The 17492-nt window shown below is 44.0% G+C and carries 11 protein-coding genes; 7 read left to right on the forward strand and 4 right to left on the reverse strand.

The window, feature by feature from the left end; all coding sequences use genetic code 11:
• Positions 1-9: 9 nt before the first annotated feature.
• The 4 genes from H0R92_RS08365 (at position 10) to murD (ending at position 6565) form a co-directional block, all read left to right on the forward strand.
• Positions 10-1275 (forward strand): exonuclease SbcCD subunit D, encoded by a 1266-nt coding sequence (locus tag H0R92_RS08365; protein WP_432963100.1) that lies wholly within the window; start codon positions 10-12, stop codon positions 1273-1275.
• Complete coding sequence (locus tag H0R92_RS08370; protein WP_432963103.1) at positions 1262-4303, forward strand: AAA family ATPase; 3042 nt, start codon at positions 1262-1264, stop codon at positions 4301-4303. The genes H0R92_RS08365 and H0R92_RS08370 overlap by 14 nt, the downstream gene beginning before the upstream one ends.
• A gap of 88 nt (positions 4304-4391) precedes the next feature.
• The gene (locus H0R92_RS08375) at positions 4392-5105 is read left to right on the forward strand and encodes a DUF2715 domain-containing protein (protein WP_432963106.1); all 714 of its coding nucleotides are present in this window, start codon (positions 4392-4394) and stop codon (positions 5103-5105) included.
• 77 nt (positions 5106-5182) lie between these two features.
• On the forward strand, positions 5183-6565 hold the full coding sequence (gene murD / locus H0R92_RS08380; protein ID WP_432963109.1) for a UDP-N-acetylmuramoyl-L-alanine--D-glutamate ligase: 1383 nt from the start codon (positions 5183-5185) through the stop codon (positions 6563-6565).
• A gap of 240 nt (positions 6566-6805) precedes the next feature.
• Here the strand turns inward: murD and H0R92_RS08385 are convergent, their stop codons facing one another.
• From H0R92_RS08385 to H0R92_RS08395, 3 genes are all read right to left on the reverse strand, one after another.
• Complete coding sequence (locus tag H0R92_RS08385) at positions 6806-8143, reverse strand: hypothetical protein (protein ID WP_432963112.1); 1338 nt, start codon at positions 8141-8143, stop codon at positions 6806-6808.
• 164 nt (positions 8144-8307) lie between these two features.
• Complete coding sequence (locus H0R92_RS08390) at positions 8308-9288, reverse strand: hypothetical protein (protein WP_432963115.1); 981 nt, start codon at positions 9286-9288, stop codon at positions 8308-8310.
• 216 nt (positions 9289-9504) lie between these two features.
• Positions 9505-11016, reverse strand: coding sequence for a leucine-rich repeat domain-containing protein (locus H0R92_RS08395; RefSeq protein WP_432963118.1), 1512 nt, complete (start codon positions 11014-11016; stop codon positions 9505-9507).
• Between the two features lie 218 nt (positions 11017-11234).
• Between H0R92_RS08395 and H0R92_RS08400 the strand changes: the two genes are divergently transcribed.
• The 3 genes from H0R92_RS08400 to H0R92_RS08410 all read left to right on the forward strand — a co-directional run bounded on the left by H0R92_RS08400 (position 11235) and on the right by H0R92_RS08410 (position 16754).
• Complete coding sequence (locus H0R92_RS08400) at positions 11235-13082, forward strand: adenylate/guanylate cyclase domain-containing protein (RefSeq protein WP_432963121.1); 1848 nt, start codon at positions 11235-11237, stop codon at positions 13080-13082.
• The gene (locus H0R92_RS08405; RefSeq protein WP_432963124.1) at positions 13079-15151 is read left to right on the forward strand and encodes an adenylate/guanylate cyclase domain-containing protein; all 2073 of its coding nucleotides are present in this window, start codon (positions 13079-13081) and stop codon (positions 15149-15151) included. The genes H0R92_RS08400 and H0R92_RS08405 overlap by 4 nt, the downstream gene beginning before the upstream one ends.
• A gap of 133 nt (positions 15152-15284) precedes the next feature.
• Positions 15285-16754 carry a nicotinate phosphoribosyltransferase gene (locus H0R92_RS08410; protein ID WP_432963127.1) on the forward strand — a complete coding sequence of 490 codons (1470 nt, stop codon included), beginning with the start codon at positions 15285-15287 and terminating at the stop codon, positions 16752-16754.
• A gap of 11 nt (positions 16755-16765) precedes the next feature.
• Here H0R92_RS08410 and H0R92_RS08415 read toward each other — a convergent pair whose 3' ends face one another.
• Positions 16766-17473 (reverse strand): tRNA 2-thiocytidine biosynthesis TtcA family protein, encoded by a 708-nt coding sequence (locus tag H0R92_RS08415; protein WP_432963130.1) that lies wholly within the window; start codon positions 17471-17473, stop codon positions 16766-16768.
• Between the last annotated feature and the right edge of the window lie 19 nt (positions 17474-17492).

A 17492-nucleotide genomic window follows, 5' to 3' on the forward strand; every position in this document is an offset into this window, starting at 1 on the left:
GTATGCCTTATGCTCAGCATTTTGCAAACGGGGGATTTGCATTTAGGTAAAATTTTTTACGAATTTTCACTTCTTGAAGACCAATCCTTTATGCTTGATTCCCTTTTTTCCGAGTTGACTTCATATCATTACGATGCACTCATTATCAGCGGAGATGTGTACGACAAGGCGGTTCCGCCGCCGGAAGCGGTAAGCCTTTTTGACAGGTTTTTAAGCCGCATCCATAATACGCTTCCCGGCCTTGCCGTATGCATTATTCCGGGCAATCACGATTCGGCAAAACGGCTGGGTTTTGCGGCGGAACTTTTAGAAAACGAGCATATTTATATTGCAAGCGATCCTATAAACTGTATAAAACCCGTCTTTCTAAAAAATAAAGAAGGAAGCGTCGAAGCCGCCCTTTATCAACTGCCTTTTTTGCAAAGCGGCGCACTAACCGCTTGCGACGGCACGGTTTTGCGCTCTCAAGAAGACTTGGTCCGGGAAGCGGTTAAAAGAATACAAAAAGCCCATAGAAAACTGCAAAAAAGCGATTCGGCATTTAAAGATTTGGCGGCTTTATTGTCCTGCCATGTATTTACAACCGGCGCGCAAAGCGGCGGTTCCGAGCGTATTTTTATCGGTACTGCCGAACAAATAGACGCTTCCCTTTTCGATTTTTTTGCATACACGGCGGCAGGTCATATTCACAAAATGCAAAAAGTGACCGACCGCATGTATTATGCCGGTTCGCCGCTTTCATATTCTTTTGATGAGGCGGGAACGGAAAAAAAATTATTACGGGTCGAATTTAATCCGCAGACAGCTCAAAAAAACAATTCGGTTAAAATAACCGCCCTGCCCGTTAAAAGTTTACGCCGCGTCGTTAAAATAACCGGAAACTTTGAACAATTATTCCGCACCGATATGTACGCCGAATATGCCGGCGATTATGTGGAATGTACGTATACCGATTCCGTCGTTGCGGAAAATGCAGCGGCGCGATTGCGTGAAAAATTTCCGTTTTTGCTTTCGGTTAAGCGCGAAGCGGACATTCGAATGCAAAGCTTAAACGGCGCACAAGCGGAAAAAAAAAGGCGGCTGTTGGAAGCACAGGACCGGCTGCCGCTTAAAGATATTTTGTATTCGTTTTTAAAAGATGCCGGACTTTTAAATACCGACAATGCGGACAATACCCGCAATGCGGATTGCGCCGCACAAAATGCCGATTGGGAAAAAGCGGTGGATTTATTCGTACAAACAGAACAAAGGATACGTACAAATGAAACCGCTTAAGCTGACCGTAAAAAACATAGCCTCTTTTGCCGGAGAACACCGTATCGACTTTTCTCTTTTGGGCGATATGTTCCTTATTTGCGGCAAAACAGGCTCCGGTAAAACCACCGTTCTCGATTCCCTTACATACGCCTTATACGGGAGTTTACCCGGTTCAAGGAAACAAAACGACATACGCTTACTGCGTTCCGGCTTTTGCGGCGAACAGGACGAATGTTTTGCGGAGCTTGATTTTTTACTCAACGGAAAACAATACCGTATCCGAAGAACGCTGCCCGTAAGCAGAATTACCCGTAACGGAACGCTTACCGAAAGCGCCGAAGCGGTTGAACTGCACCTTATCGCCGACAATAGGGCGCAATTGTTAAGCTGCCAAAAAAGCGAAACCGACGCGCTTATACAATCCCTTCTTGCCTTGTCGGCGGATGAATTTTCGCGGATTATATTGCTGCCGCAAGGCGATTTTGCCGAATTTTTACGGCAAAAATCCAGCGAGCGGAAAAATATGCTGGCAAAACTCTTTCCTATCGAACGTTTTACCCGAACCGCCGAAGCCGTAAAAGAAGAAAAAAACCGCCTTGACAATATGCTTGAAGAAGTAATGAACGCTTTGAACCGCCTTGAAAAGGTATTTTCGACTGCCGACGCTCAAAACCGTATTGAGGAATATGAAAAAAACGTAAAACAAAGCATGCAAAACTGCGACCGGCTGCGTAAAAATCTTTTAAAGATACACACACAAATTGTACAAACCGAAGAAAACCTGCGGCAATACCGCGAATACGAGCATATAAACAAAGAATTGCTGCGTTTGGACGAACAAAGCGGGCGGCAGGCAGAACGGGAAAAAACACTTGCGCATATTCGTTTTGCCCTGAGCATCGAACCTCTTTTAAATGCCGCAGAAGCGGCCGAATTACAGTACAACCGCATACAAAAAGAACTGAGCGATACCCGCCAAAAACTCGACACGTGCACACAAAAACTTTCCGATATGGAAAACCGCGCAGCCGAAGCCGAATTGAACGAAAAACGCACACGCGAACTTTCGCTGCTTATTCAAAACGCGGAACACGCTTTAAAAGGCGCAAACGATTTGGATGAGGCAAAACAAAACGCGGCCGATATTGAGCGGAGTATACAAACCGCCGATGCGGAAAAGCAGGCGATTACGGAAAAACTTAATCCTTTGCAGCAAATCAGGCAAAAAGAATATGAATTGCGCGAAAACGCAAAAAAAGCCGAACAAAACGTGTCGGAAGCCGAATACATACTCCTTAAAGTCCGTGAAAACGAATTAAAGGCACTGCAAACATCGGCAAAGGATACGGCCGAAAAAGCCCGTATGATTTTAAATGATTTTTTACGGGAAAAAGAACATATCGATACAAATTCGGCTGCCTGTTTTTTAGCGCAGCATTTGCAAAACGGCAGCCCCTGCCCGGTATGCGGTTCTACGGAACATCCTTCACCCGCCGTACCGAAAGAACAATCGCTTGACTTGGCAGAAAAAATAAAAACGCAAGAACAGTTGTGCATGCAAGCGGAACGTTCTCTTAGAGAAACCGAAGACAGCGAAAAAGAACTTCAGGGACGTATAAACCAAAGTAAAAAAAACCTGCCGATTTTTTCGGACGATTTTATCGGCGAATGCGAAAAAAAAGCACAAACGCTTGCCGCCGCCGATGCGGAACAAAACCTTAATCACGCACAGCATATGCGCGAACAGCATGCGGCACACATACGGGAGCTGGAACAGGCATGCGCTCAAATACAAAAATACGAAAACGAACTCCAAGTTCCCGAAAAACGGCTTATCGCTTTGGAAAAAGACAAAGCGGCGGCACAAGCGCGCCTTTTGCACACAAAGCAGCATCTTAAAGAACTTTTATCCCCATTGCAAACGCATATTCACGCAAAAGAAGACGAAAATCCCGTATACATTCGAAAGATATTGGAAGATTTATATAACGAACGGAATCAAGCGGAAAAAAACGTACAAGCATACAGAGAACAAAGGGCACAAGCCGAAAAAGAGCATGCCGAATTAAGCGGCAAAGCGAAAATATTGCATAAAGACGTGCTCATAAGCGAAACGGAACGTGCCGAAGCCGCCGCAAAACTGGATGCAGCCCTTGCCGATTCGCCCCTCAGTCTTATGCAAGGTTCAAGCAATACGGCGGAACAAGCCGTACGTTCCGTTTTAGAATTAAAAAACAATGCAGAGGATTTGGAACGTCAAATCGAAGCATATAAAACCGAAAAACGGCGGCTTGAAATTATACGAGAAGAAAAAAAAGCCGCGCTGCCTGAAAATCCGGAACAAATGGAACGCCTTTATGCCGAACTTTCGGAACAAAAAGCCCAAACGGAACGAGTACTTGCCGAAAAAGAAGCGCACGTGCACGAAATTCAAGTTTTGCTTTCCGATATAAGGGCAAAAAACGACGAATTTATGCAATTGGAAAAGCGGCGCAAAGAACTGTTTGCCGCCTTGGCCGATTATGAAAAAATCCACAACGCCGTTTCGGGAAAAAATCCGAAAAAAATACAGCTTGAATCGTGGATACTGCAAATGTATCTTCAGGAAATATGCTTTTACGCGGGCAAACGGCTCGAACGCATATCGGACGGCCGCTATGAGCTTTACGTAAAAGAAGCCGCAGGAGGCCGCGGCTATCAGGGCTTGGACTTGGAAATATACGATAATTATACGGGAAAACGCCGCCCCTGCTCTACCCTTTCAGGCGGCGAAACCTTTATGGCGTCAATAAGCTTGGCTCTTGCCGTCAGCGATACCGTTCAGGCAAAAAGCGGCGGTGTTCAGCTCGATTCCCTTTTTATAGACGAGGGCTTCGGTTCTCTTGACGATACGGCATTGGAAAAAGCTTTGTCGGTACTGGACGAAATCCGCGGCAGCCGCTGTATAGGCCTTGTTTCTCACGTCGCTGCTTTAAAAACACGCATAGGTGCACGGCTGGAAATAGAAAAAGGCATAACCGGAAGTAAAATTCAGTGCATCGTGTAGCTTTATATTGTTTTTTTTATAATTTTAGTATATCATATAAATGACCCTAAAATGATGCTACATCGTTTTAATTTTCAAGGAGGTTTTTATGAAACAAAAAAGACTATTGATTGCGGCCGTTGTCTTATTGGTATCGGCTGTATTTGTATTTGCAGATACTGCAATTTCAATCGGACCGGCTTTTACAAACTATCTTGTACGCACAAAGATGGAAGGGGGAACCTTACCCGCAGACGTTCAAGCCATTGTAGGCGATTCTTTCGGCAATCTTAAAGATGAAAAAAACAATGCTGCAGGCTTTGCCCTCGACGTACGCGGCAGGTTTTTGTACGGTATGATTCAAATGGCCTTTCCTGCAAAAACCCATTCGGACATTATTAACAGCAATATTAACGATTTGAAAAACTCGGCAATCATCTTCGACAGCCAATTGGGAGCGGGTTTTACGTTCTTTAAAAAAAGCCCCTTTAACCTCTTTATAGGCGGCGGCGTAGGATTGAACACAATGTACGCACAAAAGACGATGAAACTTCCGGTAACGGGTAATGAAGTAAGCTATGCAAAGCTTGACTTTATGCTCGGAGCGGGTGCAAACGTACTTGCACAGTTTTACTTTACAAAGCACCTCGGTATCTATGCCGGTATTGCCGACACGGTATATTTTGCCCCGCTTGTCGCTAAAAAAGAATTCAAATTGCCCGACGGCAGTACGTATAACTACGGCCAAAGTTCCGATACACAGGTAAAAAATACCTTGGCAAACAGCTTAAACGTAAAAGCGGGTCTTACGATTAAATTCTAACAATCGAATTCCAAACTTGCGCTAAAGCGAAACCGTCTGTACTATTCAGGCGGTTTTTTTTTTGCTATACTTGCCTTATGCAGTTATCGGAACAGATGAAAAATCTACGAATCACCGTTATGGGCTTGGGCCTTAACGGCGGAGGGCGCGCCGCAGCTTCTTTTTTTGCCGAACGGGGCGCACGGGTAACCGTTACCGATTTAAAAAGCGCCGAAGCGCTTCGTCCTTCGCTGGAACAATTAAAATGCTTTTCCAATATCCGTTTTGTACTCGGCGAACACCGTATAGAAGATTTTAAAAGCGCCGACATCGTTATAAAAAACCCCGGCGTAAAACGCGAAGGCAATGTGTATTTGGAACATGCCAAACGCATAGAAACGGACATTTCCGTTTTTCTTAGCCTCTCGGAAGCTCCCCTCATAGCGGTAACGGGCAGCAAGGGAAAATCTTCAACCGTAAGCGCCCTGCACTACGGTTTAAAAGCCTTAGGCTATAATGCTTTTTTAGGCGGCAATATCACGGTAAGCCCGCTTAGCTTTGTCGAAAAAACGGGGACGGATACCCCCGTTGTGTTGGAGCTTTCAAGCTGGCAACTTGCCGACCTTAAAGAAACTTCGTTTTTTAAACCCGGTATCGCCCTTATTACGCCGATTATGAGCGATCATTTAAACTGGTACGGCACAATGGAAAAATACGTCGCCGATAAAAAAATCATATATAAAAATATGGACGAAACCGGCCGCCTTATTTGCGCATACGGCGATAAGTGGGGCGACGAATTTGCACGCGAAAGCCGCGCTGTTACCTATCGTTACGGTGAAAAAAAACTGCCCGCCCCTGTGCAGGGCGCTTTTTTTGCAGAAGACGGAAACGGGTATTGCCGCATAGACACAAAGCTTATACGCGCGCTGAACAACACGCCGCTTATACCGGGTATAAAACTGAGGCAAAACGTTCTAAATGCGGCTTTGGCGCTTGTTTTATACGGCGCGCCGCAGGATAAAATTGCGGATGTAATGGACACATACGGCGGCATAGAACACCGCATGGAATTTTTCTATGAAGCAAAGGGAATACGCTTTTACAATGACAGCGCAGCCACAATTCCCGAAGCGGCAGCGGCGGCACTGAACGCCTTTATACAAGAGCCCGTACTTATTTGCGGAGGTACGGATAAAAACCTCGATTTTACGCCCCTTGCCGAAAACGCTTCGCGCGCCAAAAGCCTGTACTTGCTCGGCGGAAGCGGTACAAACCTGCTTATCCCCCTGCTAAAACAACGCAACATTCGCTATTACGGCCCCTACGAGGGTTTTGAACCCCTGTTATGCGAATTAAAAAAACACCTCGAAACGGGCGATACGGTAGTTTTATCGCCGGGGGCGGCCAGCTTCGAACTGTTTACAAACGAATTTCATCGCGGAATCGAGTTTAAACAGCGGGTACGGTCGCTGTTTTAAACTAAGTTATTGGAAGCAAAAACCTTTTCTTTATATAAAATTCCCGTTAGGGGCTGCAGTAGCACGCCAAGCGGAAGCCGAGGTAGTTGAGCCGGCCATCGGCGTTTTTTATATTATCGATGAAGTATATTTTGATTTTATGCGCTCTGTAAATCTTGCTCTGTGATATAAACATACACCGGTAGACCGAACAAAGGGCGGGTGTCCGTTTTTCCCCGCCCTTTTCCGCCGTTATTCCGGCTAGCGTGTCCACTCATTAAACCATTTTGCAGGTGCTGCATCCGTAAAGCTGAGCGAATTTGTGCGTATGTTAAGAGCGGCTATACGGTTACGGTCCGCCGTAATGTTCAAATGGTGATGACCGTAACCGTCTTCGACATAAGCCGAATCAAAACCGTCGTCGGCTATGTAGATATTGTCGTCGTCAAAGCCGATAACCTTTACCGCCCCGTAAAAGTTTTGAGCGTAATAACTCTTATCAAATGTATGATCATCGGTATCAATATCGGGGTCGTCAAAGCCGATTTTTACCGGCTCCTCACCCAAATCGTTTACATTATAGCGCACAACGCCGCCGAAAATATAAAAGGGATTACTGAAGCCGGGAAGTTTATATTCGGTCGTAAAAAGCACGTAGACATAAGAACCGCGCATAAAAAGGTCGGTTACTTCGGAAGGCTCACAATCATCGATTTCAATATCATCATCGATTTGTGTGCCGAAAAAGTGAGTTCCAAGCGAAGAAACGGAATTGGGAATCGGGGCAACCTTGAGGAGCTGGCTGCCTGTGTCGACCCATGCAATGCGGCCGTTATCGGCGGCAAAAACACGTCCGTCAAGTCCCATTGCAACCACCTGTCCGGAGAGGTTGTCCTCTATCTGCACTAACTGATTATCGTTAGAAATATGAGCATACATCTTCCCCGTTGTATAATCGTTTGCAAAAGAATCGGCCGCCATTACTGTACCGTTGACATCAAGATTTCCCTCACTCGTATAGCGGTCAACACAAAGGTTGGTGACAGTATATCCGACTAAAACTCTTCCCAAACTGTCGCGGGCAAAACTATAGGAGGCTTCAGATCCTATCAAGTCAATTTTTTTTCCGCCAAGGTAGAGGGTTAAGTCGTAATTAGTGTGTCCCATTTCATTGACTGTTTTTTTCTGCGTAAACAAAAGCTTATTTAAGCCAGACACCTTTTTACCGAGTTTGACGCTGACGGCGTTTGCGCCTTCTTCTACCCGGTGCGTAACCGAGCCCGACCATATACCCGACGGATTATAGGCGGATACTTTTATAACAACCGTATCGCCGACAGGAAGGTTTAAACTGATGTTTTTAGGCGCTTGCGGCGGCAATTCCACAGCGGAGTAACCGCTGATCGAACCTTCCGTTTCTATTTTTATGCGCGTACTTGAAAGTATCGGAAGCGCGGTTGCCGAATCAAGGGCACGTTCAAGCGGTGAAGAAGCGCCGAAATCGATTTGTACCGTTGCAAAATCTTTTTTTAAACCGAAATTACAGGCTAAAAAAAGTATCGAACATAAACTTATACATCCTACACAGAGTTTTTTCATAACAACCTCCTCTAAGGAAGGGCATACCCCAAAAGGGGATTCATTCCCACACGTACAGTATATACGATTTTTTCGGAAAAAACAACGTTTTACACAACTTGAACCTCGAACCTCGTCATTCGATATTCGCACCTTGACCTTCGAGCTTCGACATTTGACCTTCATCAATCGCCGAACCGTATTCCTCCTGCAAGGCCGATTGCCCATACTACCGGATAACCGCCGCGTATATAGGGTTCTATAAAAAAGTTATGTAGTGTCAGGCGGTATCCGAAAGAAGCTTGTCCCAAACCGAATATAAGCGGGTTGCCCGTCTTTTTATGTTCGCTGTAACTTAAAACTGCGCCGCCTTCGGCTTGAATAAAAAAGCCCGAATCTTTGTGCGGTTTTGAGGCAAAATCATAAAAGTTCCAACGAAACAACAGAGCGGTATCGAACAGGTGATGTTTGTTAAAATCGTGCGAATACAGCGCCTTTACCCCTGCGGAAAAGTTTCCGAGCTTTACATCGAACGGCAGGACAAAAAGGGCGTACATGCCCGTTCCGGAGGCGGGATTTACAGGGCTGTTCATATTCGCTTCGGCTAAAAAGGCGAGCGACCATGCAAACCTTTTCGGGGCGCCCGCGGCAAAGGAAAAGGCGGGTGTATCTTGAACGGTTTTGCCGGGCCTTTTTTCGGTATTTTTTTCCGAAGCGTCAACCGGGCTTTTGGGTTCCGCAGCGGGGGCGCTTTCGGAAACCTTTTTTGGTTCCGGCATTGTTTGTACCTTTTCGCTGTCGGCGCTTTTTTCGAAACCGGCCGCAGGTTTAACCTGTTCTGCGGACATTTTTTTGAGCGGCGGACTTTTTGCAGCCGGAACTTTCGCTGCAGGATTTTTTGCCTGCGGAACTTTTTTTGCAGGCGGCGGATTCGATTCGGCAGTTTTCGACATATCACGGGCGGAAAAAGGCGTAAGGGGCTTCAAAGGTTCTTGCTGCAGCGGGGAAACATCGGCGGCTTTTTTTTCCGCATTTTGAACAGCTGCAGGCGGCTGTACTTGCAATTCGCGGTTTTTTACCGTTTTATTATACAGCCACAGTCCGGCACTTGCAGTACCGGCACAGACGAAAACAAACACTGCCGTTTTTACAATATTTGTATTCATATGTTATTGTACCGAATGCCTTTTGCAAGTGTCAATAGACACATTGCCGCTTTTTGTTATTTTCCCATTCGAACCTCGCCATTCGACCTTCGACATTTGACATTCGTCATTCGCCATTTGACATTCGACACTCAGCATTCGCCCTTCGCACCTCGACCTTCGACCTTTGTCATTCGGCATTCGACATTTGCACCTTGAACTTTGAACCTTGTTCCCCTATATTTCCTGCGCGTTTCCCGATTCGGGTTGTTTGTACATCTTCCAGTTTTTCGCTTTCGCTCCGTTAAAGGCAGCTTGTAAAGAAGACGGAAAAGTAAAATCCGTACAATTTTCTTCACCCGCCCCGGTTGAATACAGCGTACAGCTGCCACCATCCGAGGCAGGACGATTCGGAAGCGCGTTGAATATACTTATAAAAGTGGTTGCATCCAACCTATTTTTCCAGCAGTTCAACACATCCAAAGCTGAGCAGCCCTGCACATTAAGTGATGTCAATTGATTTTCCTGGCAGTACAACCACTGCAAAGCCGAACAGCCCTGCACATTAAGCGATATCAATTGATTATTAGCGCAGTACAACAACTGCAAAGCCGAACAGCCCTGTACATTAAGCGCCGCCAATTGATTATTTTGGCAGTTCAATTCCTGTAAAGCAGTTAAGCCCTGCACATTAAGCGATGTCAATTGATTTTTCCTGCAGTACAAGAATTGCAAAGCCGAACAGCCCTGCACATTAAGCGATGTCAATTGATTATCATTGCAGTACAAAGACTGCAAAGCCGAACAGCCCTGTACATTAAGTGATATCAATTGATTATCATTGCAGTACAAAGACTGTAAAGCCGAACAGCCCTGTACATTAAGCGCCGCCAATTGATTATTTTGGCAGTTCAATTCCTGTAAAGCAGTTAAGCCCTGCACATTAAGCGATGTCAATTGATTTTTCCAACAGCTCAACCTCTGCAAAGCCGAACAGCCCTGCACATTAAGCGATGTCAATTGATTTTCCCTGCAGTACAAGAATTGCAAAGCCGAACAGCCCTGCACATTAAGCGATGTCAATTGATTTTTCCAACAGTTCAACCTCTGCAAAGCCGAACAGCCCTGTACATTAAGTGATATCAATTGATTATCATTGCAGTACAAAGACTGCAAAGCCGAACAGCCCTGTACATTAAGCGCCGCCAATTGATTATTACGGCAGTACAAGAATTGCAAAGCCGAACAGCCCTGCACATTAAGCGATGTCAATTGATTATCATTGCAGTACAAAGACTGCAAAGCCGAACAGCCCTGTACATTAAGCGCCGCCAATTGATTATTTTGGCAGTACAATTCCTGTAAAGCAGTTAAGCCCTGCACATTAAGCGATGTCAATTGATTATTACGGCAGTACAATTGCGTAATTTTACCCTTCAGCACCACCTTAGTGCCTAAAGCGTTTAAGACTATCCACCTATTGTTCGGAATGGAAGTTTGAGTACAGCCTTCAACATTAACAGGCAAAGAATCCGCCGTTACGACTTTAATACAAATATCTTTTTTGTCGGGACTTAAAATCAGCGAAGCCCCGCCTTCCACATAGGGAGCGCTTATCGTTCCGGAACCGGAGGAAGGCTCTTCCGCTACGGAACTTTCCCCTTCCAGCATACTTTGCAAAAAGGGATTTTTACAGGAAACCGTTGTAAAAACAGCAGCTAAAACAACAAAAATCAATATTTTTTTCATATAAATCTCCGAATCGGGAGCGGAACTGACAAATACATAAGGCGAGGGGTTCCCGACACTGTATATTATATACGGAAAAGCATAAAAACACAATGTCGGACGGAAAATTTACCGAATACCTTTTCCCAAGCTTTACAATTAAAAGAGAATGTAGGATAATAAGTAGCATGTTGTTAAAAGTAAGTGCGCTGCGGTTTCGGTTTTTTATGTTTTTTTGTATGTGTATGCTTATACTGCCTTCATGCAAAAAAGAGAAAGCAACAGAAAAAAACACTCGTATACACAAGGGTGTATACAATATTGAAAATTTACAAAAGTCGGAAATCGTCAATTTGGAAGGCGAATGGATTTTTATACCCAATGAATTTTCAAACCCCGCCCAAGATTTTTCGCAGTATACGCGCTTCGAATCGATAAACAAAAGGTGGAATACCTATTCGCAGCCCCTGCCTGCCTTTGCCTATGCAACCTATGCGGTAAAAATAAAAGGCTTTGCATCCGATTCCCTCTATGCATTAAAACTGGCAGGTCCGTCTTCGGCTTGTGCCGCTTACCTTGACGGAGAATGTTTTTTTACATCCGGAAAAATCGGCACAAACGGACAAGACGAGCGGTTCCACTGGGGTTCCGAATTAATTATTTTACCTCTACGAGAAAAAACCGAAACGACGCTTGTTTTTCATATTTCCAACTTTAACGACAAAGATCCCGGATTTTTAAAGCCGGTAAAAATAGCTTTTTACGACACGCTTTTGGAAAGTCATAACCGCTCCGTCGTATCTTTTACGATTATTGCCGGCATACTGTTTCTTTTAGCCATATTCTTTTTATCGCTTTTTATTTTTTATCCGAAAGAAAGAAAAGCCCTGTGTTTCAGCATTTTATGCACTATTTTCAGTTTAAGAATGTTTTGCTACGATGAGTTTTTGCTTACAACGATACTGCCCTTTGTAAGCGGCGTATTGCTGCATAAATTGGGATATGTAACTTTTTCTGCGGCAATTATTTTCGTTTCGTTTTTTATATACGAATTGCTTAATAAAAAACGCTCCGTTTTTCTTTATTGTATTTTATTACCCGCATTCATATACGGTATAATCGTCGTTTTTACCCCTATTTCACTGTACACAAAACTGCTTACCTATATACAAATATATATACTCGCGGTTGCGGTATACGATTTGGTTATTTTAACCCGGTCGGCCCTTAAGCGGGATAAATACGCTTTGTTTTTTTTATTCGGCTCGTTCCTTTTTTTATTGCTGGCCATATGGGATATGTTGATTTCAAATGATATTGTAAAAGGTATATTCGTCGCACAATTCGGTATTTTGGCTCTGCTCATCCCCATGGCGATGATTGTACTGCAAAGTTTTAAATCCACGTTTGAAAAAGTAACCCTCATTACCCGAAAAATCGAACAGGTTAATACGGCCTTAACGCGGTTTTTACCTAATGAATTTATGAATTTTCTAAAAAAAGGGCATACCGATGTAAAACTCGGTGATCATGATTTGGAAAATATGTACATTGCCTTTGTATATTTAAGCGCCCATGCCGATCTCAAAACAAATGCCGACCGCTTGAATCTGCTTAATATATATAATAAAATTCTTGCCGTTATCAATCCCATTATTAAAGAACATAGGGGCTTTATCGATAAATATTTAACCGAAGGCTTGATGATTGTTTTTACCGGGTCGGCACAAGAAGCTCTTAACTGTTTGCTTAAGATCGGTAATTTTATTGCAGACAAAAATATAACGCGAAAACAAAACGCGCTTGGCGAAATAAGCTTTTCCTGCGGCATACATTACGGGCAAGTTATGCTCGGAACAATCGGAGAAACGGAGCGTATGGACAGTACCGCCATTTCCGATGTCGTAAACATCGCATCGCGTTTGCATTTTTATGCGCTGGAACAAAAAGCTTCCATTTTTTTAAGCGATGCGGTAAAAAAGAATTATGATTTGGAACCGGCCGGAGGAATCGGCTTCAAATATGCCGGACTTGTCAAATTGCGGGGAAAAGACACGCCGATTTCCGTATATGAGGTGCATAAATGACTAAAAAAACAACGATTTTAGGCTGCCTTCCCTTTGTGTATATGGCGGTATTTTTTTACTTTGTTTATGCATTTTCGGCAACCTACAATAATGCAACCTTGCACTTGGAAGCAAAAAAAGGCAATCTTGTATATCCGGATAACCCGGAACAAAACCTGTTTGCAATAAGCGGCGAATTTTATTTTACCCCCGGTCAATTCGGCTCTTTAAAAAACGAAACCGAATCTTACGGATTTATACCCGGCTCTTTTTACACAGCCGGAATGAATTCCGAATTCGGGTACGGTTCTTACGGACTTATCGTATCCAATTTGAATCCGAATACGGTATATTCTTTACATATCGGCCGGGCTTCAAGCAGTTGCAGCGTTGTCCTTAACGGTAAAACGGTTGCACGGCAGGGAACCCCCGGTACAAACTTAAAATCGGAAATACCCGGCATACAAACGTCGCGAATTTCGTTTTATCCGAAATTAAACGGCACAGCTGAAATTATTTTTAATGTGTCAAACTTCGAACATCCTCGCTCCGGATTCACAACCCCCTTTATTTTAGGAGAAGCCGGTCATATACAAAAAAGATTTACTTCCGACCTTATTCTAAATTCAGGTATGTTTGCGGTTACCCTCAGCGTTGCATTTTTCTTTTTTGTGTTGGGCATATCGTATAAAAAACTCATGTTTATTTTATGGTTTGCATTTGCGGCAATCGTTGTTGCAATTCGGCAAAGCCTATTTTACCCCCATATTATAGGTTTTATTTTCCCGAACATACATTGGCGTCTGCATATTATCGGCAGATATATTACGCTCCCGTTTTTAATTTTATTTTTTACCGTCTTTATAAAAGAAGCTTTAAATACCTGTTGTAAAATTCCGTACCGAATAATAATCGGCGTATCTCTTTTATACGCTGTTTTTACGGTTATCCTCAAATCCCAAGCATTATTCACCGTTCTTATATTCTACCGAATTTTTTCGGCTTGCTGTGTCGTATATGCCATAAGCATGTCTATTGTAAGTATAAAAAAAAGACATCCTTTCGGTATTTGGATTGTCGCTGCCATAACGGTTTTAGCTGTTTTCGGTATGTACGATTTATTGGTTGCATTCGGAGTTATCTTTTCAAATCTTTCCATGCAAGTGGGAACTTCCATTTCGATTATAATCATATCGATTATGGTTTTAGATAAATATGCGGACTCGATAAAAGAAGTCGAGAAACTGAACAAAGAAATCATACGGGTTAATAAGTCGTTGATACGGTTTTTCCCCGAAAAACTTATGCGTTTGCTGAATAAAAAGTCCATTACCGACATATGTTTAGGCGACAATACCGAATTGTCAATGCCTATTTTGTCTATAGACATACGTTCGTTTACGCATATTTCCGAAAAACTTTCGCCCGACCGCGTATTTACGCTGCTCAACGAATATTTTGCCCTTGTCGCTCCGATTATACGCGCACACGGCGGCATTATTCCCAAATATTTAGGCGACGGTTTTTTTGCACTTTTTCCCGAAGGCTCGGATGCCGCCGTACGCTGTGCGATAACCATACAAGAAGCGGTAACGGCAAAACAAATCAAACCGGCAGGTTTCGCCCCGCTTAAAATCGGCATAGGCATCGACTATAACGATATACTGTTAGGAACAATCGGAGATACCGACAGGATGGATTGTATTATCATTTCAAATGCATATTATATGTCGGAATTGCTTCAACATCAAACAAAAATATATGGAAGTTCCATAATGATATCAAACAGAATATTTTTATCGCTTAAAGACCCGACGGCATATTGCATACGGCCCATACGGAGAATGAAAACCGTATCCGGACAGCCGAATTTTTTATTTGAAATATACGACACGGACGATAAAACGATAAAAGAATTAAAACGCCGATCCCAGGATTATATCGAACTTGCATTGCACGCCATTGCGGACAAAAGCACAGAAACAGCGCAAATATATATCGATAAAGCTTTGAGCGTTTTTCCCCAAGACAGGGTTGCGCTGTCGTATAAAACGCTGTTGGAAAACTATAAAAGCCGGAATTCCCTGTAAAAAAGCCGACTGCAGCCCTTTTTACTTGACCATTTACACAGAGGACGGTACACTTTCGGTATGTCGAATACATACATCGATACGGCTGTATAATTAAAAAGCGCTTGGGGAAAACAAAGCGGAAGGAGGCTGCATGAGCGGTACGGAAGACAAAAAAAACAAAGAAGCTTTGTCCGCCCTTTTTACGGATTTTTACGAATTGACGATGGCGCAAGGTTATTGGAAATGCGGTATGAACTATCCTGCCGTTTTCGATATGTTTTTCCGCCGCCAGCCCTTTGACGGAGGATTTTCGGTTTTTGCCGGAATCGAAACGCTTATAGACGAATTAACCGCTTTTTCATTCAGCGAATCGGACATTGCCTTTTTGGATTCACTCGGTATTTTCGAGCCGGACTTTTTGGATTATTTAAAAACCTTCCGTTTTACCGGCGATGTATATGCAATGAAAGAAGGTTCGATTGTTTTTCCGAACGAGCCTTTGGTGCGCGTTCATGCGGATCTTATTCAAGCACAAATTATCGAAGGCTTGGTTTTAAATACCCTTAATTTTCAAAGCCTTATTGCAACAAAGTCGGCCCGTGTCTGGCTTGCTTCAAAAAAAGGTTCCATTATGGAATTCGGATTGCGGCGCGCCCAAGGTTCGGACGGAGCTATGAGCGCATCGCGGGCGGCCTATATCGGAGGCGCTTCAAGCACAAGCAATACCCTTGCAGGAAAACGCTTCGGTATTCCGGTTACGGGAACTATGGCGCATTCATGGGTTATGTCCTTTCCGAGCGAACTTGAAGCCTTTGAAGCCTATGCCGATCTTTATCCGGAAAAATCGATTTTTTTGTTGGATACCTACGATACTTTAAAATCCGGCATTCACAATGCGGTTAAAGTAGGCAAAAAATTGGCCGCGCGCGGTTACAATTTCGGCGTGCGCCTCGATTCCGGCGATATTCAGTATTTGTCGGAAGAAGTACGCAAAATTTTGGACAATGCGGGTTTTCCGAAGGCGACTATATCGGTATCAAATGAATTAACCGAAAAAATTATCGAAACCCTTGTTGCAGGCGGCGCCCCCATTACGGGCTGGGGAGTCGGGACCCATATGGTAACCGGCGGGAACGAATCGTCTTTTACGGGCGTATACAAACTCGCGGCCCGAAAAAACGGTCTTGACGGCGGCTTTATTCCCGCAATGAAATTTTCGGATAATCCGCAAAAAACAACGGATCCGGGTATTAAAAATGTGTGGCGCCTTTACGGTGCGGACGGCATGATGAAGGCGGATATCGTCGCCCTTGAAGATGAAATAATCGAAACGGGTAAAGAAAGACGTTTTTATCATCCTGCCATAGATTACCGCAATTTCAGTTTTACGCCCGATAAGGCGGAAGAGCTTTTAATTAAGCGCATTGAAAACGGTACCCTTACGGAAACACGTAAAGATGAAAAAGAGCGTTTGAAAAAAAGCCGTGAAACGATGCAAAATCAGCTTTCAAAACTCGATATAACCCATCTGCGTATTTTAAATCCGCATATATACAAGGTATCGATTACCGAAAAACTTAAAGATTTAAAGCTTAAATTTATTCAAGAAAGAAAGATTTAAAAATGCGGATTTTAGGGCAGATATTCTCTTTTTATGTTTTTTAAAGCTTCAAACAAGCGGCGCTTCATGGCGGTACTGCCGCCGGTTAACGCTTCAAGCTTTGAGCGCGCCTTTTTGCGTGCCGAATTGTCTTGATAGGTACAAGTGCAGGTAATACTTTTATAACCGCATTTTTCGGCATGGTCTATAATCGTCCGCTCGTCGGCAAGGCACAGGGGGCGTATAATCGTTACCGGATATTTATCGTATTTTAAGCGCGGCGGCATTGTCGAAAGTTCCCCCTTTTGCAGGGCGTTCATTAACAGGGTTTCCAAAACATCGTCCAAGTGGTGGCCGAGGGCTATTTTGTTAAAGCCGTTTTCAATCGCGTAGGTATTCAGTTCGCTTCGCCTTTGGGTGGAACACCACCAGCAATTCATGGCTTTTCCCGGCTTTAAGCGCGCCAAAACATCGGCACAAATCGTTTTTACGGGGATTCCCCAGCCTTCAAGCTTTTCGCGCAATTCGGCGTGTAACGATGAGCCTATGCCGCTTTCAACGTGGAGGGCGCACACTTCAAAGCGCTCGCGGCCTTGACGCAGGCGGTCGGCCAAATATTCGGCCAAGGCGGTCGAATCCTTACCGCCTGAAAGCCCGACAAGAATGCGGTCGTCTTGTTCTATCAATTTATAATCGAATACGGCTTTATCTATTATACGGAACAATTTTGGGCGGCTCATAGCTCATGCTACCATAAAA

It is taken from the genome of Treponema sp. OMZ 840, from assembly GCF_050937815.1.
In the GTDB taxonomy this organism is placed as follows: domain Bacteria; phylum Spirochaetota; class Spirochaetia; order Treponematales; family Treponemataceae; genus Treponema_C.

Excerpts from the sequence above, each read along its gene's own strand:
- H0R92_RS08365 (WP_432963100.1), top strand. The coding sequence starts at position 10 with ATGCTCAGCATTTTGCAAACGGGGGATTTGCATTTAGGTAAAATTTTT.
- H0R92_RS08370 (WP_432963103.1), top strand. The coding sequence starts at position 1,262 with ATGAAACCGCTTAAGCTGACCGTAAAAAACATAGCCTCTTTTGCCGGA.
- H0R92_RS08375 (WP_432963106.1), top strand. The coding sequence starts at position 4,392 with ATGAAACAAAAAAGACTATTGATTGCGGCCGTTGTCTTATTGGTATCG.
- murD (WP_432963109.1), top strand. The coding sequence starts at position 5,183 with ATGCAGTTATCGGAACAGATGAAAAATCTACGAATCACCGTTATGGGC.
- H0R92_RS08385 (WP_432963112.1), bottom strand. The coding sequence starts at position 8,143 with ATGAAAAAACTCTGTGTAGGATGTATAAGTTTATGTTCGATACTTTTT.
- H0R92_RS08390 (WP_432963115.1), bottom strand. The coding sequence starts at position 9,288 with ATGAATACAAATATTGTAAAAACGGCAGTGTTTGTTTTCGTCTGTGCC.
- H0R92_RS08395 (WP_432963118.1), bottom strand. The coding sequence starts at position 11,016 with ATGAAAAAAATATTGATTTTTGTTGTTTTAGCTGCTGTTTTTACAACG.
- H0R92_RS08400 (WP_432963121.1), top strand. The coding sequence starts at position 11,235 with ATGTGTATGCTTATACTGCCTTCATGCAAAAAAGAGAAAGCAACAGAA.
- H0R92_RS08405 (WP_432963124.1), top strand. The coding sequence starts at position 13,079 with ATGACTAAAAAAACAACGATTTTAGGCTGCCTTCCCTTTGTGTATATG.
- H0R92_RS08410 (WP_432963127.1), top strand. The coding sequence starts at position 15,285 with ATGAGCGGTACGGAAGACAAAAAAAACAAAGAAGCTTTGTCCGCCCTT.
- H0R92_RS08415 (WP_432963130.1), bottom strand. The coding sequence starts at position 17,473 with ATGAGCCGCCCAAAATTGTTCCGTATAATAGATAAAGCCGTATTCGAT.